This is a genomic window from Paenibacillus sp. LHD-38, assembly GCF_031157315.1.
Lineage (GTDB): Bacteria > Bacillota > Bacilli > Paenibacillales > Paenibacillaceae > Pristimantibacillus.
In genome coordinates this window covers 403,739-425,523 of record NZ_JAVIFU010000001.1, presented here as the reverse complement: position 1 = coordinate 425,523, position 21,785 = coordinate 403,739, and the positions used below count along the sequence as shown (strand labels likewise).

Here is a 21,785-nt window from a genome sequence, read left to right as displayed (position 1 = left end):
AACGGCATAAATAAGACAGTCCGAGCCTATGGATAAAGGCAGCTCGGACTGTCTTTTTCTTATTCGAGATCGTCGACGTTTATAGCAATGAAATTAAGCGCGCTTCGATAATTATGCCGAGTGATCTCCATTGCCAGCTGCCGGTTCGGAAACCCGCGATGCAGCAGCTTTAAGCCGCCGGCTGTACAGGAGAGATGATGATACATTTTGTAAAACAACATACGGTTCCGATCCAGCCGGTCATTGCCCAAATAAGAGTAAGCAGCTCCAAATCGAAACGTCAAAAAGCTGTGCTCATATTCGGAATCGTAATAGCGGCTTCCCTCAATATCAATTAAATAGGACTCCAGCTTGTCATTCACCATGACGTGATCCGGGCCAAGCTCCCCGTGAATAAAGCTGTATCGCTCTCTGGTCTCGATTTTGGATTCCAGCTCCTGCATTTTTTCCAGCAGCTTCATCTGATTTTCCTTGAATGCCGCTATATATTCCGAAGCATAGGCCAGCTGCTGCTCCGCTTGTTCCAATTCCTGCAAATGGCATTTGCCGGTACGAACAAAGTCATCGTTTATCTTTCCGTGATAATCCCTCTCTAAGCTGTGCATCCGTGCAAGCATCGACCCCAGCTGCCCGAACACTTTCTCCTTAGGTTCCTCGTCGGCATTCAAAAAGCTCGCTGCATCCGGACCGTCGATATATTCGACAAAAGCAAAGTCAAAGGGATATCGCGCTCTTTCCTTGTTTATATAATAAATGCCAGGCGTCCGTATGCCCTGCTTGCTTAAAAAAGCTTGATTCCCTTCGAATAGCCCGCATCCATCGGTACGCTCGTTCTCTGACAGCCTTTCGATTTCCTCTTGAAAATAATTCATCGCCAGCTCCCAGATATACAGCATGAATATAAAACCATTCGTGCACTTCACTTTATAGACGGTTTTTTGAGCGCCTCCATGCCTGTTTGTAACCTGCTTGACCATATAGCCGGCACCAAAAGTTTCCTTCGCAAGCTGCTGTAAATCTTCAATTGCCACTAAACAATCATCCATAGCTGCAACACTCCAATTCCTTTTTTTTGCTGCCGGCTGCTTTACTATAAATAAAATTTCGCCAAAAGAATAGACTGTTTCTTTCCCGCCTGTTATGATGTTGAATAAGGTCTTTGTAAAAATAGCGATACCTTTTCAAGCGTCTAGAGCATCTTCTAGATGCTTTTTTTTATGCCATTTGGCCGAAAAAAAAGCTTTCGCCGTTGATCAGCATGAATGCTGCATCAAGAGCGAAAGCCTTTAAGTTTAATTATCGTCTTCGTCCTCATCCTCTTCCAAGCCCAGACGCTTTGCTTCCAGGTATTCTTGGGTTGCGCGGTCGCGTTCGCGGCCTTTATCCTTCAACCGCTCGATTGCCGGCTGAATCAGCAGGTCAACTTCCTTTTGCACCGTATAGGCCAAGTCGTAGCGCGTCTGCGATTCTAAGAAGGAACCGACCTCCATCAATGCGTTGTAACGATCCAGCTCATCTCTTGTAAGCAAACCGCGAACTTGTACGCTGCAATGCCGCATTATAGGAATTTCCCCTTACGAAGCACAAGTGAAATACCGCCGATTATGAATAGGTAACGCAGGTCGATTGCTTTTTTCAACCAAGCGGCTACGCGCCCTTTATATTTTTTGCCGAAGGCAATACCGATTGCCTCGCCTTTTCCAAGCGAAGCCACCGTACCTTTGTTGCTGAATGTGAAGCCTTTAGGCGGCTGATTGCGAATCGAAGCAACAAGGTTATGCGCGCAAACGACGCCCTGCTGCATCGCAATTTGAGCAGTAGGCGGGTAAGGACGGCCTTCCGGGTTAAACATCAGCGAGTTGTCGCCTACGATATAGATGTTTTCATTGCCGGGCGAACGAAGGAATTCATCAACCTTCACACGTCCGCGCATCGTCTCAAAGCCAGCTTCTTCGATAAGTCGGTTACCCCGGATACCGCCGGTCCAAATAACGGTTGCGGATTTAATTTCTTCGCCTTCACCGACAATAACGCCCTCTGGCGAGCATTCTTTGATCGCTGTGCCGATACGGAACGTTACGCCTTTTTTAGTTAATACGTCCATCCCGTATTCTACAAGCTCAGGGTCAAAACCAGGCAGAGCCGTTGGAGCCGCTTCGATATTGTAAATCTTCACGAGCGCCGGATCTACGTCGAACTGTTTGCAAAGCTCAGGGATACGGTCGGAGAGCTCACCGACGAACTCGATGCCTGTAAAGCCCGCTCCGCCAACGACAAACGTCAAATAATCCGTACGATGCGGTTCGCGCTTGAAACGAGCAAATTGATACTCGATATGTTCGCGAATTAAACGAACGGAATTGATGCTGCGAATATTCATGGCATGCTCGCCTAGACCCGGGATACCGAACGTTTCCGGCTCGCCGCCAAGGCCGATTACCAAATAGTCGTAAGACAAAGTACCATCTTCGAGAATGACTTTTTTGTCTTGCGGTCGAATTTGTACAACGGTTGATTTCACGAAATCGATTTTAAATTCATCGATCAATTTTGAAATGCTGACACGCGCATTTTCCGGATTGTCTGTGCCTGCTGCCGGCATATGAAGATGTGTCGTAATATAATGATAGTCATGTTTATTAACTAATGTTACGTCAGCTTCATTGTAATTTAATTCTTTTTGCAGACGAAGCGCGGTCAAAATACCGCCGTACCCTGCGCCAAGAATGACGATTTTAGGTATGTTGCTCATCGATTAATCCCATCCATTCCTCTTATCTTTGTATTTATACATTGTGAAAAATTACACATGCTAAACCGAATATCTATAATTATAAGTTCAGTGTGTTCTAATTAAAGCCATTTTATCAATGAATCGGAAGCTGCTGCGCGACAACTTTCGCTGCTTGTTGCAAGCAGTCCCGTGCTTAACATACATCAGAAATTTTACATAGTTTTCAGTAAAAGTTCAAGGGCAAAATATACGAAATTGTTTAGAACTCTATACAAATTAAATATTTCCTTCTTCTTCCGCGAAGGATTATAATGGTATTCGTAAAGCTTATAATGCGGAGGTGGCTACATTGTCTAACCCTGAAACAGCAGTAAACCCAGTCGATATCTTAATTATCGGAGGAGGACCTGCGGGACTGTTCGCTGCTTTTTACGGCGGTATGCGCCAAGCTTCAGTAAAGCTAATTGAGAGCATGCCACAGCTAGGCGGTCAGCTTGCAGCTCTTTATCCTGAAAAATATATTTACGACGTTGCTGGATTTCCAAAAATTACTGCCCAGGAACTGGTCGACCGTCTGATAGAACAGCTTTCTCATTTTAAACAAGAGATCTGTTTGGAGGAGAAAGTCACTAACGTTATTAAGCGTGACGAACGCCTCTTTGAGATTATAACAGACAAGGGCGTTCATTATGCCAAAGCCGTCATTATTACAGCGGGTGTAGGCGCATTCGAGCCTCGCAGGCTTGAAATCGCTAATGCCGCAAAATTCGAGAAAAAAAACCTTCATTACTTCGTAGGTGATTTGCAGCGGTTTAAAGGGCAAAAGGTGCTGATAAGCGGTGGAGGCGACTCGGCTGTGGATTGGTCGCTTATGCTGGAGCCGATTGCTGAGAGCGTGACGCTCATTCATCGCCGAGATAAATTTCGCGCACATGAGCATAGCGTGGAGAATCTCATGAAATCCAAGGTAAACGTGCTTACGCCAAAAGAAATTACCATGCTCCATGGCGAGGACAGCATTTCAAAAGTGACGTTAACCGACGTCAAAACGTTAGAGACAACCCAGCATGACGTGGATGCCGTTATCGTTAATTTTGGTTTCATCTCTTCACTCGGACCGATAGCGGATTGGGGGATTCAAATACAAGGCGGCTCTATTCTTGTGGATACCCGGATGGAGACGAATATACCGGGCATCTTCGCCGCAGGCGACATTACGACTTATCCCGGCAAGCTCAAGCTGATCGCCGTAGGCTTCGGCGAGGCGCCGACCGCTATAAACAATGCGAAGGTATACGTCGATCCAAGCGCTAAGCTATCCCCTGGGCATAGCAGCAATATGAAGCTTTAATGCGTTTATGTTTCATTGCTTTTTTTAAAAAATAAACATAAGGGTATCCTAACCTTGGATGAGTTCAATCATGCACCTATCGCATTCATATGCACGGTGTGCCAAGGAGGATACCCTTATGTTTTGTCCGGTTTGTAACGGGATTCAATCTCTGCATGTACGCTGCTCCTCTTGTGATAGCGCAATTGTCGATTGCGGTCGTTCAGCTGATTTGACAGGTCCATATGCACCTTACGCACAAATCGAGGACGAACCGCTGTTAAGTCATGCTCCTGTGCCAGAAACTTTATCCTGCATGCATCTTGTATATTGCCAGACTTGCAAGCTAACAACCGAGGTATCGGTTATGGAATGGTAATCATGTTGTAAGGCTAAGAGCAGCAACAGGGTTAAGCTGTAATTTTGACGGCTTCCGGATTAAGGCGCCTGCGTTTCATTTCAATCGCTAACATTCGAATGAATTCTGGCTCCAATTCAAATTGGATAGCTGCATAATAGGTGTCTACTAACATTTCATCAGACAGTAGCTCCAACACTACACACCCTTTCTTCCATACTTTGGTTATTACTTTTTTATAGTAGCATGGCACTATTAGAAGGACAACAGCACTACTTATACACAAGATGTTGTGTATACGTTGTGTACAGCGTGTGCATATACATCTATCGATGAGCAAAATCAAGGTGGATAATGTGGATATAGTTATCCACAGGACAATTTTTCCTTTTTTCGATAAAAAACTTTAATCGGAATCTATAAGTCTATTAATGGAATATATTGCCCCTCTATTGCATAGGAGGGGATTCGAACCAAAAAAATAGGGTGCCGCGGAAGTCGGTTTGACCTCCGCGGCACCCTATTGGGGTAAGCCGCCTCATGCGTTCTAAGCCATTTTAAGAAATTTTATTGCGGCCGCGTATTGACCTCGAAGATCCAAATATGGCCTTGTTTATCGATGCCGTAATCAAAGCCCAGCTGACCGATGCCTGGATATTTGGCTTCAAGCACGCTTGTCGACAGAACGGTAAGCTCACGCATTTTCTGCTTCTTCTCTGAAACCTGCGCTGGCGACAGGGATCTGCTAATGCCCTGGGCTCCTGATACCAGCTTGCCTCCACGGCATAAATTCGTTACGAACAGTCCCTTTTTGGCAATGCGCCCCACGATCGCCCGGTAAACCCAGCCATTCCCCGTCTTGACGTATTTCACCCGATAGTCGATTGGCCTTCCGTCTACCGTAGCCAGATTTATTCCTTTTTGGATCAGATAAGCCCGGCCTCTGCGTTTTTTATTAAGCGCGCCTATTAACGCTCCGAAACTAGCAAAACGTTTCGTCTGCGAATAATAAGTATAAGAATATCCGTCGCTAGTGTGAGCTACCTTAATGACTCCGTGCCCGCCGGCGCCAACCACTGGTTTCACGACAACCATCTGATGCGTATCGAGCATGGCTTTGAGATTATTCGCCGTAAATCTCCTTGTCGGAGGAATATGCGGCGCAATGCTCGAGTGGGAAAGTAAAGTCGCTGTCTTTACCCATTTGCTGGCAAGCTGCCTGCCTGAATGTACACCCATTTCATTCTATCCCCTTTCCTATTGCTTCATCCATAGCATATGACAGAGTACTATCTGTCTCTTGGATGAATGTCATAGGTTAAGAGCCTTTATTGCTAAGTCTAGCAAATCGTGCTAGCCATTTCCCAAAATCTTGTTTCGTTTAACGATCACAGTCACTCAGGCTTCACGACCATCAAGAACAATACGATGATTGGAATAACCGTATTTACCGTCCCCCAAACATTCCATCGCTTTGAATGTTGAAAATAAGCGTCCGGCAGCTTTCCGGTTTGAATCCCCTGCTTGCTCAGCGTTTGCATTTGAAGCTGGCTTGGCAGCAGAACGACACCCCACAGAATGCCGGATATTGCGAACAATAAAATGGACAGGGTAAGCCAGTTTAGCTCCATGAAGGAATAACCGTACGAATGAGCCGTCAAAACACCGAATATAACGAGGAGCATGATACCTGGTATCGTAAAAATATAATCAGCCCGCATAATGCTCTGCGCCATATGATGCAGCTGCTGCGGGTCATTGCTGCGGTCCTGCCTAATTTTCCAAAATGCGGTCGTTATGATGTTCCCAAGAAACAACACCGCTCCAAGCACATGCAAAAAAACGAATACGCGCTCCATCCTCAACCGCCTCCTCCTTGCAATATTATCAGCATAAATTGATAAAAATCCTCTTTCTCGAAAGCACGCGCCGGCGAAACGCTGGCCTCGGCCAGCATCATATTGCGGAGACACATGCCGTAAGATAGCATGACGCATTGCTCTGCTGCCTTGCGCGCATCGACTGCCCGGCTTATGACTCCCTCACGCTGACCGAGCTCGATCCAGCTGCAGGAGGCCGCCGTAGAGCGTTCATGGAATTGCTGCAGCACTCCGGCAACGCCCGGCTTATCCTTCTGGCTAATCAAATAGGTTAATATTTGATTAGCCGCGCTGTCCTTCTGCTGGAGCTGCTCGAAGCCTTCCGCGATTGCGAGTAACGGAGCAGTCAGATTGCGTCCTTCCTCTACCGCTAGATGGAAGGAATCATTTATTTGCTCCAGCTGCGCAGCCAGGATAAGTCCAAACAGCTCCTCCTTGCTCTTCACGTAATGATAAATCGCTCCCTTTGATAAACCGGTGTTCAGCATGATTTGCTGCAGCGTTGTATTTCGGCATCCTTTCTCTTTGATAAGCTGCTCTGCCGTCTCCAGCAATCGTTTATAACTCGAATTTGACGCGTGATCTACCATAAGCCGTCTCCCCCACTTCCCTTCAGTTCCTCAGCTTCTTCTCATAAGAAGCCTTCAGACCGTCGGTCGGTTTGTTGTTATCTCCATAATACAGACCGTCGGTCGGTTTGTAAACTATATTTTTCCATTCTTCAACATTAAGAACATAGTTCCCTCTGCAGAAACCCTGCAAAACGAGTATTCCACGGCATGGCAACAGCCATATCGAAGACTATTTCTATTGCGGATACAAGCGTACCGCATCTCATTTGTTGCGAATGTGAAACGAATAGTAAAGCTAGTAGAGCAAAAGCAGCCCGTCCTCGAATGAGGAACGGGCTGCTTTTATCAGTTTTATAATGAATATCCCATTTTGAAATCTTACAGGAGATGCTTGCCGCTTTTCATCTTTTTACTTGTCAGTCTGCTTCTCTAGCGCTGCCTTGAGCTTATCAGCCAAGCTGTTCGACAATGATGTATTGTCGCTAAACTGCTCGATTAGCTTCTGATTTAGCTTGCGGTTTACTTTTCCGCCCTGTTTGTCACCTAGCATTTCAATAACATTGCATGGCTTGCATTGTGCAAATTCCCCTGCCTTGCCGTCTTTGATTTCCATTTTCTTGTGGCAATTCGGGCAGCGCTTGTTCGAGAGCATAGGCTCCGCAGCGCGGCGATACCCGCATTCACGGTCCGAGCAAACGAGCGATTTGCCGCGCTTGCCGTTGATTTCAAGCAAAGGCTTCTCACATTCCGGACAGCGCGAGTGCGTCAGATTATGCGGCTTATATTCCTTTGTTTCCGCAATCACTTCCGATACCCATTTCGATGCTTGCTGACGAACATTTTTCATAAATGCCGCCGGATCGCCTTTGCCTTTTGCAATGCGTTCCAGCTCTTGCTCCCATTTTGCTGTCAAATCAGGACTTCTCAGCTCATGAACTACCAGCTCGATCAGCTGTTTTCCTTTGCCGGTCGGCATCAGCTTGTTTTGCGAGCGCGTAATGGTATCCGTACCAAGCAGCTTCTCAATAATATCCGCTCTTGTAGCAGGCGTACCCAGGCTATGCTTTTCCATGCGGGTGAGCAGCGTTGCTTCTGTATAACGTGCTGGCGGCAGTGTCCTCAGCTCACGCACTTTGGGCTGCTTAATAGGCAGCGATTGCCCGATCGTTAGCGGCGGAAGCAGCTGCGCAGGCTGACGGTCAGCTTTGCCTTGCCCGGCTTCGCTCGCTCCGTTATCGTCATCTTCATCCTCCTCTTGGCTGGATGAATACGCGTCAGACTGATAAATTTCCTTCCACCCTTTTTCTTTCTCAATCTTGCCCTTCGCATAGAGAAAGTCCTTGCCCGCTGTAAGCACGACGCTCGTCTCATCATACTTATATGGGCCATAAAATAAAGAAATAAACCGTCTGACGATCAGATCATACAACCTGCGCTCATCGTTCGTTAATGCTGAAATATTAACGAATTGCTCCGTCGGAATAATCGCATGATGGTCCGTAACTTTCGTATCGTCGACAATGCGCTTAGTAATAGGAAGCTGCATTCTTACCAGCTTACGGGCCAGCTGCGCGTAAGGTCCTACGGCGATACTTTCAAGGCGTCCTTTTAAAGTAGGTACCATATCGCTTGACAAGTAACGGGAATCAGTACGCGGATAAGTCACCAACTTATGCTGCTCGTACAGCTTCTGGAGGACGTTAGACGTTTGCTTCGCCGAGAAGCCAAGCCGTTTGTTCGCGTCTCTCTGCAGCTCGGTCAAATCATACGCCTGGGGATGCGGCTCGGATTTCTCTACCGTTTTAAGCTTGCTTACCTTTGCGCTTCCTTGCTTGATACGAGCGGATATCGCCTCAGCTTCTTCGCGGCTCCACACTCTTCCGTCATGCGTATCCTGCTCGCGCCAAAGCGCCGAGAATGATCCGAATTCAGCCGATACAGTCCAATAAGGCTGCGATTGAAAGGATTGAATTTCCTGTTCGCGATCCATCAGCATGGCAAGCGTAGGGGTTTGAACGCGCCCCGCAGCAAGCTGTGCGTTGTATTTAGTCGTTAAAGCCCTCGTCACGTTTAGCCCGATCAGCCAATCCGCCTCTGCGCGGCAAACGGCTGAAGCATACAAATTGTTATAGTCCTTGCCTGGCTTTAAGCTGCTAAAGCCATCCTTAATCGCTTTATCCGTTTGGGATGAAATCCAAAGCCGTTTGAAGGGCTTGCGCCAATGAACCAACTCCATGATCCATCTAGCGACAAGTTCGCCTTCCCGCCCCGCATCGGTTGCGATAATAAGCTCGCTAATATCCTGCCGTTTGCATAGCTGTGCTACCACACGGTACTGCTGTGAAGTTTCCTTCATGATCTTCAGGTTCATTTTCGGAGGAAGCAGCGGTAAATCTTCCAAATTCCAGGTTTTATATTTCGGATCGTAATCCTCCGGCTCAGCCAGCGTCACCAAATGACCCAGCGCCCAGGTAACGATATATTTAGGGCCTTCCATGTAGCCTTTTTGCTTTTGTCCGCAGCCGAGCACACGGGCGATTTCCTTCGCCACGCTTGGCTTCTCTGCCAGTACAAGCGATTTCATTTCATTATTCGCTCCATTCCGTTTATATGCATCGATCACTATGACGAAACGATACCATAGGCTTGCAGCCTGCGCAACGCCTAAGAGCAGCGGCAAGTCCCTCCGCTTTTGCTCTAGCTGGAGCCGTTCCTCTCAATCTCGCATTTTTTGCTGCCGGGAATCCCCGTGTGCTATAGTAAATTCAGCTTATATGAAATTAAATTATGAGCCAGGGAGCGTTGAAGGATGAAGATGCGTTTTATTGCCATATTTTTTTGTGTGTTGCTCGTGTACAGCGGCATTTCCTTCTATATCGGCTGGAATGGCTGGCTGTTCTTTTCTACGCTTTTCAATTGGGAAAATGCAGGCTGGTATACGCTTGCGGCTGCCATTACCGCATATGCGTATATAATCGGCAGTGCCGCTTACCGAACGCCGCTGCGGCCGGTCGCAGAAGTATTCAAGCTCGTCGGCTCCTATTGGTTTGCCGTTCTTGAATACGCAGTACTGATTTTGCCTGCTGCCAACATTCTATCACTGCTTTTAAAGGCGGCAGGTGCCGGAAAATCCATATCCGTCGTCGCTGTCGGCAGCATCGCCATTCTTCTCATGATCATACTCCTCGTCCGCGGAACCTGGAATGCGTGGAGTCCCATTATCCGAACCTATCGCGTACAGGTACCGAAGCCGGCGGGCCAAATGAAGAAGCTGCGCATTGCCATGGCATCCGATCTCCATTTGGGAACAATTGTCGGTAATAAGCATCTACAGCGCTTGCTCAGCAAGGTAGAGCAGATCAAGCCGGATCTTATTTTATTGCCAGGCGATATTCTAGACGATGACATCGAGCCGTTTCTTCGCAAAAACATGTCTGCAGTCCTTGGCAGGCTTAAAGCGCCTTTAGGCGTATACGCGGTCACTGGCAATCATGAATATATTGGCGGGAAGGTTCCCGAATTCATCGCAGCCATGGATGCGATCGGCATTCGCGTCCTTATGGACGAGACCGCGCTTATCGCGGACAGCTTCTACGTCATTGGGCGCAAGGACAAAGCTTCCGCCGGCTTCGGCGGGAACGGAAGAATGCCTATCCGTGATTTAATTGCGCCTCTCGACCAGTCGAGGCCGCTTATTCTGCTGGACCATCAGCCGTCGGACATTGCAAAAGCTGCCGAGAGCGGTATTGATATTTCCGTATCCGGTCACACGCATCGCGGTCAAATGATGCCTAACCACTTGATTACAAGAAAATTGTTCGAGCTGGATTGGGGCTACTTAAAAAAAGGCGCCCTGCATGCCATTGTCTCGTCCGGATTTGGAACATGGGGGCCGCCAGTTAGAATCGGCAGCCGGTCCGAGGTCATTCAAATTGAGGTAGATTTCGTAGGCGCTTAGCACAGCAATAGCGGTAACAAATAGGCTTTCCCCTCTGATTTACGGCTCGCAAGAGCCCTTCATCACGGATCCAGCCATTTGTTACCGCTATTTCATTTTCTTAATCCACATCGGCAATGCACCACTCCGCATCCTGTTCCTTCCCCTTCTGAAACACGTAAAGCGAGCGGCTGCCCTCGCCGTTATCTCTTGCTTCAGTAACCTCAACGACGGCTTCAACCAATATCTTCTGCTCTTTTATCGCAGCCGAAGGCGGAACCGGAATCGGCGTCGGTGATTTGCCGCTAACGGAATAAGCGTGCTCAAGCAGCGCTTGAAGCTTCGCGGACGAGGATTCTCTCAGCTTGTACAGCGTGACAGAATAAGTACGCGTTATTTTGCCAAAAACGGAATGGACGGTTGATGAGAATTAAAAGGAGCTGCCCGCTTATTGAGCGGGCGGATGTTCTTTCTAGCTGTTCACGATTTTATTAAAGGAATTGACCGTCAAGAAGTAGTAGAACAAATAAATGATAATATATAGCCCCGTTGAGAAGAGAACGGGCACCGTAAAGTTGACGTCTACCATATTGGAAAACAGCTTCGACATCGCGTTTACGACAACGATGCTGTGCGTGATGCCAAGAATGAGCGGCAATCCGAAAATAAATAGCGTCTGTTTCAAAATCGTCACGCGGATTTCTTTTCTAGTTACACCGATTTTACGCAAAATCGCATACCTTTCTTTATCCGAATGTGCCTCCGTCAACTGCTTGAAATACAGCACGCTCCCTGTGGCCGCCAAAAATACTAAACCCAAAAACACAGCTGCGAACGTACCGATGCCAGTGTCCTCTAGTCCCATTTTGTACACATTGTAGTATGAAGATAAGCCCGCTTGCTCTGCCCCTGCAAGCCGCATCAGCTTATTAGAGGCCTCCGCGGCCGATGACTCATCCTTCACTTTATAGGCCTTGTAGAGAATTGGATCATGCAGCTTTTCTAAATCATTATACCGTTCATCGTTAACTACAATTACGAAATCGGGAAAAGTCCAGTTTAAAAACCGATCTTCCAGCAGTTGGGTAAAAGAAAGCTCCACGTTATGCCGAGCCGTCTCCAGCTTCAATTTCTCCTTCTCATAATCGGACAAGCTGTAGTCGGTATACATGGTCTTGACCGCAACGGCCTCGTCGATCATCGGATTAACGGTAATATTTCGATTTAAAGCTTTTGCTATTGCTTTATAGGTGCTGACGGAAATGATTTTGACCGGCTGTTCATCCTCTTCCGAATAACGTGCCGGCAGCACCTCCGAGCTTGATGTATGTCCGCTCGATTTGATGACCGGAATATCCAGCTCTGCCGTAACAGGATGCTCTTTATCCCCTCCAATGATTTGTTTAACCTGCTCATCAAAGGTTTGCCCTTGCGAGAGATGCATATAGCTGAACGGCGAGGATTGATCGGCATGCTTCGTATTCGTGTAATATTGGCTAAATGCGATGTTCGTCGCCAACAGCGTGAACGCGCTGAGCAAAGCAATAATCGTCAGCGTTCCCACATTGCCGCGCATGCGAAATAACAGCTGCGAGGTCCCGACAACATTTAAGCCCCGATAATAACGGGCTTTGTTTTTTTGGGCAAGCCGCAGGAGAAATACCGTTAAGCAGCGGAACAGCAAATAAGTGCCTAAAGTTATGCCAACGAATGCTACGCTATAATTACGCAATATTTCGGATTCGGACTTGAATGACAAGGAGATAAACCCATACCCGGCAGCCAGCAGCACGACCGCAAGAATGGCTAACACAGGAGACGCTTTTGGAACGGTCTCTGCTTGTTTTTCCGCTTGAAACAGCTCAATGAGCTTAAAGCGATAAATCAGCCGATAGCCTTGTATCGACGTGATCAATATAATAACGGCGAACACCAGCGTCGTATTCAAGATCGCGCTCCCCGAAATGGAAAAGCCGATCTCTGCGGTTGAGCCGAGCAGCTTGAGCAGGAGCATCGCGAACATTTTGGAGAGCAGCGTTCCGACGAAAATCCCGGCGGCGAGCACGATGATGCTGATAACTAAATTTTCGTAAAACAGCATCTTGCCAATCGACCGTTTGCGTACGCCGAGCAAGGCATAAAGAGCAACCTCCTTCTTCCTTTTTCGCGTAAAAAACGAGTTAGAGTACCAAATGAATATAGCGACGAACAAAATAAGGATGGCCGAGGCCGCTTTAAAAGTCATATCTATATTTTTGGATAACGCAATACTGGCTTGAATGTCGGCGCTGTATTGAAGCGAAACGAAGGTATGATAAATAACGACGCTGAACATCATGGATACAAAGTAGATCAAATAGTTGCGGAAATTGCCCTTCATGTTTTTGACGGCGGTACTAAATAACGTCACCCGCTCCACCTCCAAGCACTGAAAGCACATCCAGTATTTTCCGAAAAAAGGCTTTACGCGGCGTTTGCCCCTTCACTAATTCGGTGAAGATCGTTCCATCCTTTATGAACAGCACACGGCTGCAATAGCTCGCAGCGAACGCGTCATGCGTCACCATTAACAGCGTAGCCTGATCCTGTTCGTTCAGCGCCTTTAAGCTTTCAAGCAAATCGGTTGCCGATTTGGAATCGAGCGCCCCGGTCGGCTCATCGGCAAGAAGCAGGCTGGGCTTTGCGATAATGGCACGTGACGCTGCCGTGCGCTGCTTCTGTCCGCCCGAGAGCTGATAAGGATATTTATCGAGCAGCTCCCTTATCCCGAACTTGTCCGAGATTTCCTCTACGCGGCGTTCAAGCTCTGAGACTTGGACCTTGGCGAGCGCAAGCGGGAGCAGGATATTCTCCTTCACGGTCAGTGTATCCAGCAAATTATAGTCCTGAAATAAGAAACCAAGCTTATCGCGGCGGAACATCGATACCTGCTCCTCGTTCATCGTGTGCAGGTTGCTCCCATCGATATGAATGGAACCCGCAGTCGGTTCATCAATCGCCGCAATCAAGTGCAGCAGCGTAGACTTCCCAGATCCGGACGGGCCCATAATGCCGACAAATTCTCCTTCAAGCACCGTCAGATCAATTTCATGCAGTGCCGTCGAAACGCTTCCTTTAGAGCCGTATATCTTCTTTATTTGCCTAGCTTCTACAATCGTTCTCATCTCGTTCTCCTCCAGCCAATCAAGTTTTGACTCTTTCGCTTGCCTTTATTCTACCTTAGCTATTATTCGTTGTGGCTTACAAGGCTGCCGCCAACCTTACAATTTTGTCAGGATGAACGAAATAGGTTTACGGAGCATGCATCCTTTCGTAGTATAGAGACGAAGCTGTTAACAGCCTAACGGAGGACTTAGCTATGAAAATATTGCTTGTCGAGGATGATCGCACGATTGCTCAGCTGCTTGGCGAAACCTTGGCCAAATGGGGCTTCGAGGTCGTAATCGCGGAGGATTTCGACCGTATTCTGCTGCTTTTTTTGAATGAAAATCCTCATCTCGTGCTCATGGACATCAATTTGCCGTCCTTCGACGGATTCCACTGGTGCCAAAAAATAAGAGAGGTTTCCAATGTCCCCATTCTCTTTCTATCATCGCGCGATACGCCGCTTGATATGATCATGGCCATGAATATGGGCGGCGATGACTTTATTCAGAAGCCTTTCTTTACGGATGTGCTGCTGGCAAAAATTAATGCGCTGCTCAGGCGTACCTATTCCTATGTAGAGGTAAGCGCGAGCAGCGTCGAGCATGACGGCATCGTTCTCAGCCTCAAGAACGGCGACGTGAGATGCGGCGAGCTGAAAGCCGAGCTAACAAAAACCGAGTTTATCATTTTGCATATGCTCATGAAGCATAAGGGCTCGATCGTGACCCGTCAGAAAATGATGCGCAGTCTTTGGGAGGATGAAAGCTTTGTCGACGACAATACGTTAACCGTCAACATCACTCGCCTTCGCAAGAAGCTAGCAGAGCTGGGCAAGGACAGCTTTATAACGACCAAGAAAGGGCAAGGGTATATCGTCCAATGAGCTTCTCCCACTATTTAAAGGATAAACGTAACTTTGCCATGCTTTACGCCGCGCTTATGTTTTTTGTATCGATCATCCTTTATATAAGCGGTTCGGCCAATGCTTCGGCGAGCAATGTCGTATATGTTAACGCCGTATGCTTCGTCATGGCGGCGCTGTATATTGTTACCGGATACTTTTATCGGAAAATGTTTTTGCGCGAGCTGACCGCCGTCATCGACCAAGGCGGAGATACGATGGCTGCGGCACTGCCGGCACCACAAAATGCGGAGCAAGCGCTGTATTTGCAGCTCATCGCCAAGCTGCAGCGCGAGCATTCACAGCAAATGCAGCAGCTCGTAAATGAAAAACGCGATCATCAGGATTTCATTATGTCTTGGATTCATGAGGTAAAGCTTCCAATCGCGGCAAGCCGGCTGCTTATAAGCAACAGCGGCGGCAAGGACGTAGACTTCATCGTCGATAAATTCGAGGATGAGCTCGGTAGAATCGACGACTGTGTCGAGCAGGCTCTTTATTATTCGCGAATCGACTCGTTTTCGCGGGATTATTTTATAACCGAGGTACAGCTAGGCCAGTTGATGAAGGACAGCGTCAAAAAATACGCGAAGCTGTTCATTAACAAGCATATTCGTTTTGAGATGGAGCAGGCGCGATGCGACGTTCAAAGCGACAGCAAGTGGCTGGCGTTCATCATCGATCAAATTACGGCCAACGGCTTAAAATATACGAAAGATGGCGGACAGCTTACCGTTTCTTTTGAGGAAGACGGCAAGGAGAAGCGAATGATCATTGCGGATACCGGCATCGGAATCGCTTCGGAGGATGTGGGCCGCGTGTTCGAGAAAGGGTTTACGGGCACTAACGGCAGAACCCAGTCGAAATCTACGGGAATGGGGCTGTATCTGGCCAAACAATTGGCGCTCAAGCTCGGCCATGACTTATCCATTCAATCCGATGAGGGGCGATTTACGAAATTGACGATTCATTTTCCGAAAATAAGAAATTACAATGAATGGTACGGAAATAAATAAGAAAGAATAGTAAGTCGATCCATCCTTTTCTATTCCATGTGCACGATAACTTCTAAAACGGCGGAGGGGAAATATGAACATTGCAACCGGAGTGAACATGCTGCCAATTTCGGCAGTCATGATGGGAAGGATGGAAACGATCTATCCTACCTTGATTTGGGATAAAACCCGCCTAGAGGCCGCGTTGATTATTTTATTGCTGACGCTCAGGAGCTCCCGCTATGCGGAGGCATTGTCGTCATCGGAACACCTGGGCATACGCCCGGACATCTAAGCTTATACCATAAAGCAAGCAAAACCTTAATTGCCGCGGATGCCTTAATCGTCGAAAACGACTGTTTGCTTGGACCAACGCCGAATTATTGCATGGATCCCGCCTTAGCTAAACAATCGATCAACAAGCTAACCGCGTACGATATCGAGACCGTCATCTGTTACCATGGCGGGTTATACGCCGATCGCGTGAATGAGCGGATTTTGGAGCTCGCTTCCGAATAAACGGCTTATGGTAAATGCCTACGAGCAAGACGCTATTCACGCATAACCAAAAAGTGTTCATTTTCTGCGCAGCTGGCTATTCTTATTGTATTTTCTGCAACGCAGCTTCTTCAACTCTGCTTTTTTGTAGTTTTCTAGTGTACTTTGTACAGTGTACATCGTGTATTGCGGATAAAAATCCAACGTTGGCGCTACGGTGGCCGAAGCCGATCATTCACCGCTGGCAATCCAAATAGAAGGAGCTGTTTCCATGGGCAAATGGCCCGCAGAGACAGCTCCTTCCTTGTTTTTCTTGATTACCTTAAAATCCGCCTGCTAAAGCTTGCTTCAAAAACTGACCGGTGTAGGAGGCAGTGACTGCCGCTACCTGCTCCGGCGTTCCGGAGGCAACCAGATTGCCGCCTGCCGCACCGCCCTCCGGACCAATATCGATGATCCAGTCGGATTCGCGAATGAGCTCCAGGCTGTGCTCAACCACAATAACCGTGTTGCCGGCATCCACTAATTTATTCAATAGCGCAAGCAGTTGTCCTACGTCTGAAGGATGCAAACCCGTCGTCGGCTCATCCAGTAAATACAGCGTATGCGTGTTTGATTTTTTGTTCAGCTCTCTGGCGAGCTTGATTCGCTGGCCTTCTCCGCCGGATAATGTTTTCACCGACTGCCCCCACTGCAGGTAACCGAGTCCAACCTCGCACAGCAGCTCGATCATGCTTGATATCTTCTCCTTGTCCCTAAACACAAGCAAGCTCTCTTGAACGGTCATGTTGAGCAAATCAGAAATGGAATATCCATCGAAGGTAACCTGCAGCACCTCATCCTTGAAACGTCTCCCCATACAGGCCGTGCAGCGGATTTCAAGATCAGGCAGGAAATTCATGTCCACCGACAAAACGCCAAGCCCCTGGCAAGTCTCGCAGCGCCCGCCTGGCGTATTGAATGAGAAATGCTTCGAGGTGAGCTTTAAACGCTTCGCTTCAGGAAGCCCGGCAAATAAATTGCGCAGCTGCGTAAATACTTCCGTATACGTAGCAATGTTTGAGCGCTGCATCCGGCCGAGCGGCGATTGGTCAACCGTAATTTGGCTGCCGATGTGCTCGAAGCCCGTCACGCTGTCACAGCCGTGTATAGACTGCTCCCCCTGTCCTCCCTTAGCAAGCAAATCGAAAAGCAGCGTCGATTTGCCCGACCCGGACACGCCGGTTACCGAAATCAAGGTCCCGAGCGGGAACGAAACATCAAACCCCTTTAAGTTGCGGGCATTCGCATGTTTAATAAACAACTGTTTGCCGCTGCCCGCTCTTCTGGTCCGAACTGGCGCAGGCAAGCTTTCTTTACGCAAATAGGCGCCCGTGACAGAATGCTCGCTTGCCATCAGCTCCTCCAAGCTGCCTTCTCCCACAACTGTACCGCCCAAGTAGCCCGCTCCCGGACCAATATCGATAATATGATCCGCTGCCCGCATCACATCGATATCATGCTCGATGACAAGCACGGTGTTACCAAGATCGCGAAGCTGCATCAGCACGCGAATTAAGCCGGATGTATCGCGCGGATGAAGACCCGTCGTCGGCTCGTCCAAAATATAGAGCACGCCCGTTAATCCGGAGCCGAGCAGCGAAGCCAGCCTTAATCGCTGCGCTTCGCCGCCGGAGAGCGAGACGGTCTGCCGGTCAAGCGACAAATAGCCAAGCCCGACATCGATAATGCGCTCCAATCGAACCGGCATATCCGTTAAGACCGGCGTCAGCATAGGAAGTCCCTCGGGCGGCAAAGCTTCCTGCAGCCGCGCTGTCCAGCCCAGCACATCCTCCAAGGACCAGGAGGATACTTCCGAGATAGAGGCGCCTGCTACGATAGCCGATCTGCTTTCCTTCTTCAAGCGCAAGCCATGGCAAGCCGAGCAGACCTGCTGCTTAAAGAAGTCCCCCTCTTTCTCCATCCCGGCCTGCTCGCCGTCCTTTTCCTTGTATCTTCTCCACATCCCGGTGACGACGCCTTCAAACTTGCCGCCCCCGACGGTTTTGGGCAGCTTCGTATCCGGAAAATGCTTCGCGAACGCTTCGCTTTCCACGCCGTAATAGAGCAGGTCGCGTTGAACCTCGGAATACTCTTTTAGCGGCATATCCGGATCGAACGGAAATCCGTAATGCTTGGCGGCAGCCATCACATTATTGATTAAGTACTCGACATAAGCATCATACATGAAAGTCACGCAGCCCCCGCGGAAGCTCTTCTCTTGATCGAACACCGCATCTAAATCGATCGTTGCCACATGCCCAAGCCCGCTGCAGCATTCGCAGGCGCCCTCCGGCTTGTTAAATGAAAAATGAGACATGCCCAGCTTCTCCAGCACGGTATGGCAGCTTGGACAGGTGATCGTTTGCCGTTCCTCTTCTTCCTCCGCCTCCGCGATATCGACTCCTTCATTAAACGTTGGCGGGATGCTTTCGCCGCATGAGGAGCAAATCCGCGTGCTCAGCCTGGAGTAAACAAAACGCAAATAGGTGTAAATATCGGTTACCGTTCCGACTGTCGAGCGGGGATTGCGATTCGTGACATGCTGACCAATGCTGATCGATGGCGACAGTCCGGCAATGGAATCGACCTTTGGCTTGCTTATCGAATCCGATACCATTCCCATTGACTCCATATATTGCCGCTGGCATTCCCTTTGCAGCGTATCCATAGCGAGCGTAGATTTCCCCGATCCGGAAGGTCCCGTCAAAACCACCAGCTTATATTTGGGAATGGAAAGCGTAACGTTTTTTAAATTATTTTCGCGGGCGCCTTTAATGACTATCGTATCCTTCATCCTTGTCCTCCTTGCTATCGATTCCAATTTCTACTTCAGCATACTACATTGATGCAAGTGAGAAGGTTCAGTAAATCTATGCTTGATATTATAGTTCATTATTGATAAAACATTATTATGGTTGTTTAATGTTTTGAGAAAGCCGCAGGAGGTGTTTTTGTGAATGTCCGGCCCATTGATATCGCAAGGAAGCTAAAGATAAGCACATCTGCTTTGAGGCACTATGAGGATTGGGGGATTATTCCTCCGGTTGAACGCGGCAGCAACGGTTACCGTCAATATACGGAGGAGCATGTCGCTTATTTTGAATGCATTAGGGCCATGAATGACGGCTTCGGCATGACCGTTACAAAGGAAGTGATGCTGAAGACTATCGACGGCTGCATAGATGAAGCTTTATGGCTCGCGAATGAGGCTCAAGCTTCGCTGCACCGTGACAAAACCATTGCCGAGAAAACGATACGCGCACTCGAGACGGATGAGATCGACCTTCTCCACACTTTAGGGAAACGAAAATGGATGACCATCGGAGAAATATCCAAAGAAACGACAATACCGAGCTCTGCCATCCGTCATTGGGAGAAAATGGGACTCCTTACGATTGTACGCGACAATGAAAATGGCTATCGGCGTTTCAGTCCCGCAAATTTGCGCCAAATTTTAATTATTCGCACGTTCAAGGCCGCTGTATGGTCGCTTGAGATCATTCAGCAGGTGCTAGAGGAGGTCGACGACAACCGAGTCGAAAATGCGATTAAAATTGCGCGTGAATCGATGCTGTTTCTCAATCGAATCAACAGAAACCAGCTGCGCGGAGCGCATTATTTGTACGAGCTGCTGCAGGTCATTGCGCAGAAGCAGGAGTCCGGAAACCAAGCAGAACGTTAATCGTCTTGATCGATATGCAAGGATACGCTCGATTGCAGCATGCCGATCAAATCTTCGTTCATGTATTCGAATTCATCCGGAATGTGCAGGCATATAAGCCGCTTGCCCGCAAGCTCATAGCCGAACTTATCCTGCAGCCTTCGGATATGCTTCTTCTCCATGGCAAAAATCAGATCCGCCCAGCCAATATGCCCTGCCGTAACCTTAATCCGGGCATTTTCTTCCGTACCTGCCGATCTTACCTCATGACCGCCGACGCCTTGAAAAATCGTCTCCGCCGTCAGGCTTCGCCACTTGTTCCTGCTGCATACAAATAGTAGATGAATACCGCTCACTCCCTCGGATATGATCGAAATTGCTTAGGCGTTACGCCTGTCAGCTTCTTAAAGGTTTTCGTAAAATGGCTCTGGTCGTAAAAGTTAAGCCGCGCCCAAATCTCGGACAGCGTGAGCTCCGAAGCACTTAGCAGCTTTTTCGCCTCCTCTATCTTCTCCTGAATGATATAGCTGTGAATGGGCATTCCGACTTCCTGCTTAAACAGCTGGGATAAATAATTGGCATTTAAGCGCATTCTCTCCGCAAGCTTAGTTACGGTTACCTCCTCATAGATATGGCTGTAAATAACTTGCTGGCACTCCGCAACCACCCTAGAGTATTTGCCGGTACGGCTATGCTTGACACGCTCCGCAAATGCGAGCATAGCTTCCGTCCTGCTCTTGACGACACTCTCGATATCGGTAAGCTCCTCCATATGCTGAATATACAAATCGCTCATCGTAAACGCGATTTCAGAATGAAGCCCTCCCTCAATCGCTGCCCGCGTCGCCAAAGTGATGCCCGCCACCGCTATGTTTTTCTGGCTTCGCAAATAGCTGCTTTTGGACAAAATGCCAAGGTTACTCGGCTCGAACCGCGCATACTCCCCCAGCTGCTCCGTTCTGCCCTCCTTGATCAGTTGAAAAAGCTGCTTCTCCAGCCCCACATCATGATGCAATGCTGTTATTTCTCTTTGGCTCGATAGGTTCCGGTCAATATGCTGCGCAAACCCTGGATGCTCTTCCTCCGATAATGCCGCTCCGCGCTGGAGAATATCAAAGGTGCTTAGTTCTTCGCCATATAGCAAAAAATATAACAATACGCTCGCATGCAGCAGCTTTAAGCCGCTTATTACCGGCAGTGAAAGGTAATATTTCCGCGCGGATTCCTTCAAATGCGCAGGCACCCCGTAATCATTGATTAACCCTGTAATGTTTTCATCAGAGATATCCGTATAGGTCGAGGGCCCGACTATAACATAACCGGCTTGCTCATCTGATCCCCGCCGTACCTGCGTGATGACAAAGTTCTCCAGCCCGTTCCGGCTCTGAATAAGCGGATACTCCGCAGAAGCCTCTTCGATATGCAGCTGCTCAATCGATTCGCGAAAGTTTTTATGCAAAGGACCCTCTAAAGCGATGCCGCCATGCGAGCTTGCAAGAAGCTCCAAATCCTTGTTTACATAATAGGCGGGCACTTGAAAATTATTGTGCATTAGCCTGCATATCGCCGTGATTTGCTCATCGGATACAGCTTGTCTCATGTCAGGCACTCCTTTCAAACGCAATCCATACCGTTGCTGCAAGATTTAGATTAAATACTATTTATCGATGTATTTTACCATAAATCTTCGTTATTTTCGTATAAAATGGGCTTACAACAATCAATGTAAG

The 21,785-nt window shown here is 48.3% G+C and carries 21 protein-coding genes; 7 read left to right on the top strand and 14 right to left on the bottom strand.

Annotated features, from left to right (window positions below):
• Positions 1–59 precede the first annotated feature (59 nt).
• The 3 genes from RCO25_RS01870 to RCO25_RS01860 form a co-directional block, all read right to left on the bottom strand.
• Positions 60–1,046, bottom strand: a complete 987-nt coding sequence (locus RCO25_RS01870) for an aminoglycoside phosphotransferase family protein (RefSeq protein WP_308994443.1) — start codon at positions 1,044–1,046, stop codon at positions 60–62.
• Positions 1,047–1,292: 246 nt separating this feature from the next.
• Complete coding sequence (locus RCO25_RS01865; RefSeq protein ID WP_308994442.1) at positions 1,293–1,559, bottom strand: hypothetical protein; 267 nt, start codon at positions 1,557–1,559, stop codon at positions 1,293–1,295.
• The gene (locus RCO25_RS01860; RefSeq protein ID WP_308994441.1) at positions 1,559–2,752 is read right to left on the bottom strand and encodes an NAD(P)/FAD-dependent oxidoreductase; all 1,194 of its coding nucleotides are present in this window, start codon (positions 2,750–2,752) and stop codon (positions 1,559–1,561) included. The genes RCO25_RS01865 and RCO25_RS01860 overlap by 1 nt, the downstream gene beginning before the upstream one ends.
• Before the next feature lie 331 nt (positions 2,753–3,083).
• Between RCO25_RS01860 and RCO25_RS01855 the strand changes: the two genes are divergently transcribed.
• A complete protein-coding gene (locus tag RCO25_RS01855; RefSeq protein ID WP_308994440.1) occupies positions 3,084–4,085 on the top strand; it encodes an NAD(P)/FAD-dependent oxidoreductase in 1,002 nt (333 codons plus the stop codon).
• Between the two features lie 389 nt (positions 4,086–4,474).
• On the opposite strand, the gene sda is transcribed toward RCO25_RS01855, so the two are convergent.
• The 5 genes from sda to RCO25_RS01830 all read right to left on the bottom strand — a co-directional run bounded on the left by sda (position 4,475) and on the right by RCO25_RS01830 (position 9,458).
• On the bottom strand, positions 4,475–4,621 hold the full coding sequence (gene sda / locus RCO25_RS01850; protein ID WP_308994439.1) for a sporulation histidine kinase inhibitor Sda: 147 nt from the start codon (positions 4,619–4,621) through the stop codon (positions 4,475–4,477).
• Positions 4,622–4,989: 368 nt separating this feature from the next.
• Entirely contained in the window at positions 4,990–5,661 is a 672-nt protein-coding gene (locus RCO25_RS01845) for a YheC/YheD family protein (protein WP_308994438.1), read from the bottom strand.
• Positions 5,662–5,816: 155 nt separating this feature from the next.
• Positions 5,817–6,281, bottom strand: a complete 465-nt coding sequence (locus tag RCO25_RS01840; protein ID WP_308994437.1) for a DUF2269 family protein — start codon at positions 6,279–6,281, stop codon at positions 5,817–5,819.
• A gap of 2 nt (positions 6,282–6,283) precedes the next feature.
• Positions 6,284–6,892 carry a TetR/AcrR family transcriptional regulator gene (locus tag RCO25_RS01835; protein ID WP_308994436.1) on the bottom strand — a complete coding sequence of 203 codons (609 nt, stop codon included), beginning with the start codon at positions 6,890–6,892 and terminating at the stop codon, positions 6,284–6,286.
• Between the two features lie 391 nt (positions 6,893–7,283).
• Positions 7,284–9,458 (bottom strand): DNA topoisomerase III, encoded by a 2,175-nt coding sequence (locus RCO25_RS01830; RefSeq protein ID WP_308994478.1) that lies wholly within the window; start codon positions 9,456–9,458, stop codon positions 7,284–7,286.
• A gap of 225 nt (positions 9,459–9,683) precedes the next feature.
• On the opposite strand from RCO25_RS01830, the gene RCO25_RS01825 reads away from it, so the two are divergent.
• Entirely contained in the window at positions 9,684–10,832 is a 1,149-nt protein-coding gene (locus tag RCO25_RS01825; protein ID WP_308994435.1) for a metallophosphoesterase, read from the top strand.
• Between the two features lie 100 nt (positions 10,833–10,932).
• On the opposite strand, the gene RCO25_RS01820 is transcribed toward RCO25_RS01825, so the two are convergent.
• The 3 genes from RCO25_RS01820 to RCO25_RS01810 all read right to left on the bottom strand — a co-directional run bounded on the left by RCO25_RS01820 (position 10,933) and on the right by RCO25_RS01810 (position 13,975).
• A complete protein-coding gene (locus RCO25_RS01820; protein WP_308994434.1) occupies positions 10,933–11,055 on the bottom strand; it encodes a hypothetical protein in 123 nt (40 codons plus the stop codon).
• 228 nt (positions 11,056–11,283) lie between these two features.
• Positions 11,284–13,221 carry an FtsX-like permease family protein gene (locus RCO25_RS01815; protein WP_308994433.1) on the bottom strand — a complete coding sequence of 646 codons (1,938 nt, stop codon included), beginning with the start codon at positions 13,219–13,221 and terminating at the stop codon, positions 11,284–11,286.
• Positions 13,208–13,975, bottom strand: coding sequence for an ABC transporter ATP-binding protein (locus RCO25_RS01810; RefSeq protein ID WP_308994432.1), 768 nt, complete (start codon positions 13,973–13,975; stop codon positions 13,208–13,210). The genes RCO25_RS01815 and RCO25_RS01810 overlap by 14 nt, the downstream gene beginning before the upstream one ends.
• Positions 13,976–14,169: 194 nt before the next feature.
• Between RCO25_RS01810 and RCO25_RS01805 the strand changes: the two genes are divergently transcribed.
• The 4 genes from RCO25_RS01805 to RCO25_RS01790 all read left to right on the top strand — a co-directional run bounded on the left by RCO25_RS01805 (position 14,170) and on the right by RCO25_RS01790 (position 16,373).
• Positions 14,170–14,841, top strand: coding sequence for a response regulator transcription factor (locus RCO25_RS01805; RefSeq protein ID WP_308994431.1), 672 nt, complete (start codon positions 14,170–14,172; stop codon positions 14,839–14,841).
• Positions 14,838–15,875: a sensor histidine kinase gene (locus tag RCO25_RS01800; protein ID WP_308994430.1), complete on the top strand. Its 1,038-nt coding sequence runs from the start codon at positions 14,838–14,840 to the stop codon at positions 15,873–15,875. Before RCO25_RS01805 ends, RCO25_RS01800 begins: the two co-directional genes overlap by 4 nt.
• Before the next feature lie 73 nt (positions 15,876–15,948).
• On the top strand, positions 15,949–16,149 hold the full coding sequence (locus RCO25_RS01795; protein ID WP_308994429.1) for a hypothetical protein: 201 nt from the start codon (positions 15,949–15,951) through the stop codon (positions 16,147–16,149).
• Positions 16,071–16,373, top strand: a complete 303-nt coding sequence (locus RCO25_RS01790) for an MBL fold metallo-hydrolase (RefSeq protein WP_308994477.1) — start codon at positions 16,071–16,073, stop codon at positions 16,371–16,373. Before RCO25_RS01795 ends, RCO25_RS01790 begins: the two co-directional genes overlap by 79 nt.
• A 301-nt stretch (positions 16,374–16,674) precedes the next feature.
• Here the strand turns inward: RCO25_RS01790 and uvrA are convergent, their stop codons facing one another.
• Positions 16,675–19,188, bottom strand: coding sequence for an excinuclease ABC subunit UvrA (uvrA, locus tag RCO25_RS01785; RefSeq protein WP_308994428.1), 2,514 nt, complete (start codon positions 19,186–19,188; stop codon positions 16,675–16,677).
• A 159-nt stretch (positions 19,189–19,347) separates the two neighbouring features.
• On the opposite strand from uvrA, the gene RCO25_RS01780 reads away from it, so the two are divergent.
• Positions 19,348–20,076 carry a MerR family transcriptional regulator gene (locus RCO25_RS01780; protein WP_308994427.1) on the top strand — a complete coding sequence of 243 codons (729 nt, stop codon included), beginning with the start codon at positions 19,348–19,350 and terminating at the stop codon, positions 20,074–20,076.
• On the opposite strand, the gene RCO25_RS01775 is transcribed toward RCO25_RS01780, so the two are convergent.
• Positions 20,073–20,402 carry a low molecular weight protein tyrosine phosphatase family protein gene (locus RCO25_RS01775; protein ID WP_308994476.1) on the bottom strand — a complete coding sequence of 110 codons (330 nt, stop codon included), beginning with the start codon at positions 20,400–20,402 and terminating at the stop codon, positions 20,073–20,075. The genes RCO25_RS01780 and RCO25_RS01775 overlap by 4 nt on opposite strands.
• Before the next feature lie 5 nt (positions 20,403–20,407).
• Positions 20,408–21,655 (bottom strand): helix-turn-helix domain-containing protein, encoded by a 1,248-nt coding sequence (locus tag RCO25_RS01770; RefSeq protein ID WP_308994426.1) that lies wholly within the window; start codon positions 21,653–21,655, stop codon positions 20,408–20,410.
• Positions 21,656–21,785 lie beyond the last annotated feature (130 nt).

Bases quoted from the DNA above. Each gene is read 5' to 3' on its own strand.
- RCO25_RS01860 (WP_308994441.1), bottom strand. From the start codon at position 2,752: ATGAGCAACATACCTAAAATCGTCATTCTTGGCGCAGGGTACGGCGGT.
- RCO25_RS01840 (WP_308994437.1), bottom strand. From the start codon at position 6,281: ATGGAGCGCGTATTCGTTTTTTTGCATGTGCTTGGAGCGGTGTTGTTT.
- RCO25_RS01845 (WP_308994438.1), bottom strand. From the start codon at position 5,661: ATGGGTGTACATTCAGGCAGGCAGCTTGCCAGCAAATGGGTAAAGACA.
- RCO25_RS01800 (WP_308994430.1), top strand. From the start codon at position 14,838: ATGAGCTTCTCCCACTATTTAAAGGATAAACGTAACTTTGCCATGCTT.
- RCO25_RS01865 (WP_308994442.1), bottom strand. From the start codon at position 1,559: ATGCGGCATTGCAGCGTACAAGTTCGCGGTTTGCTTACAAGAGATGAG.
- RCO25_RS01830 (WP_308994478.1), bottom strand. From the start codon at position 9,458: ATGAAATCGCTTGTACTGGCAGAGAAGCCAAGCGTGGCGAAGGAAATC.
- uvrA (WP_308994428.1), bottom strand. From the start codon at position 19,188: ATGAAGGATACGATAGTCATTAAAGGCGCCCGCGAAAATAATTTAAAA.
- RCO25_RS01870 (WP_308994443.1), bottom strand. From the start codon at position 1,046: ATGGATGATTGTTTAGTGGCAATTGAAGATTTACAGCAGCTTGCGAAG.
- RCO25_RS01805 (WP_308994431.1), top strand. From the start codon at position 14,170: ATGAAAATATTGCTTGTCGAGGATGATCGCACGATTGCTCAGCTGCTT.
- RCO25_RS01795 (WP_308994429.1), top strand. From the start codon at position 15,949: ATGAACATTGCAACCGGAGTGAACATGCTGCCAATTTCGGCAGTCATG.
- RCO25_RS01770 (WP_308994426.1), bottom strand. From the start codon at position 21,655: ATGAGACAAGCTGTATCCGATGAGCAAATCACGGCGATATGCAGGCTA.
- RCO25_RS01810 (WP_308994432.1), bottom strand. From the start codon at position 13,975: ATGAGAACGATTGTAGAAGCTAGGCAAATAAAGAAGATATACGGCTCT.
- RCO25_RS01825 (WP_308994435.1), top strand. From the start codon at position 9,684: ATGAAGATGCGTTTTATTGCCATATTTTTTTGTGTGTTGCTCGTGTAC.
- RCO25_RS01835 (WP_308994436.1), bottom strand. From the start codon at position 6,892: ATGGTAGATCACGCGTCAAATTCGAGTTATAAACGATTGCTGGAGACG.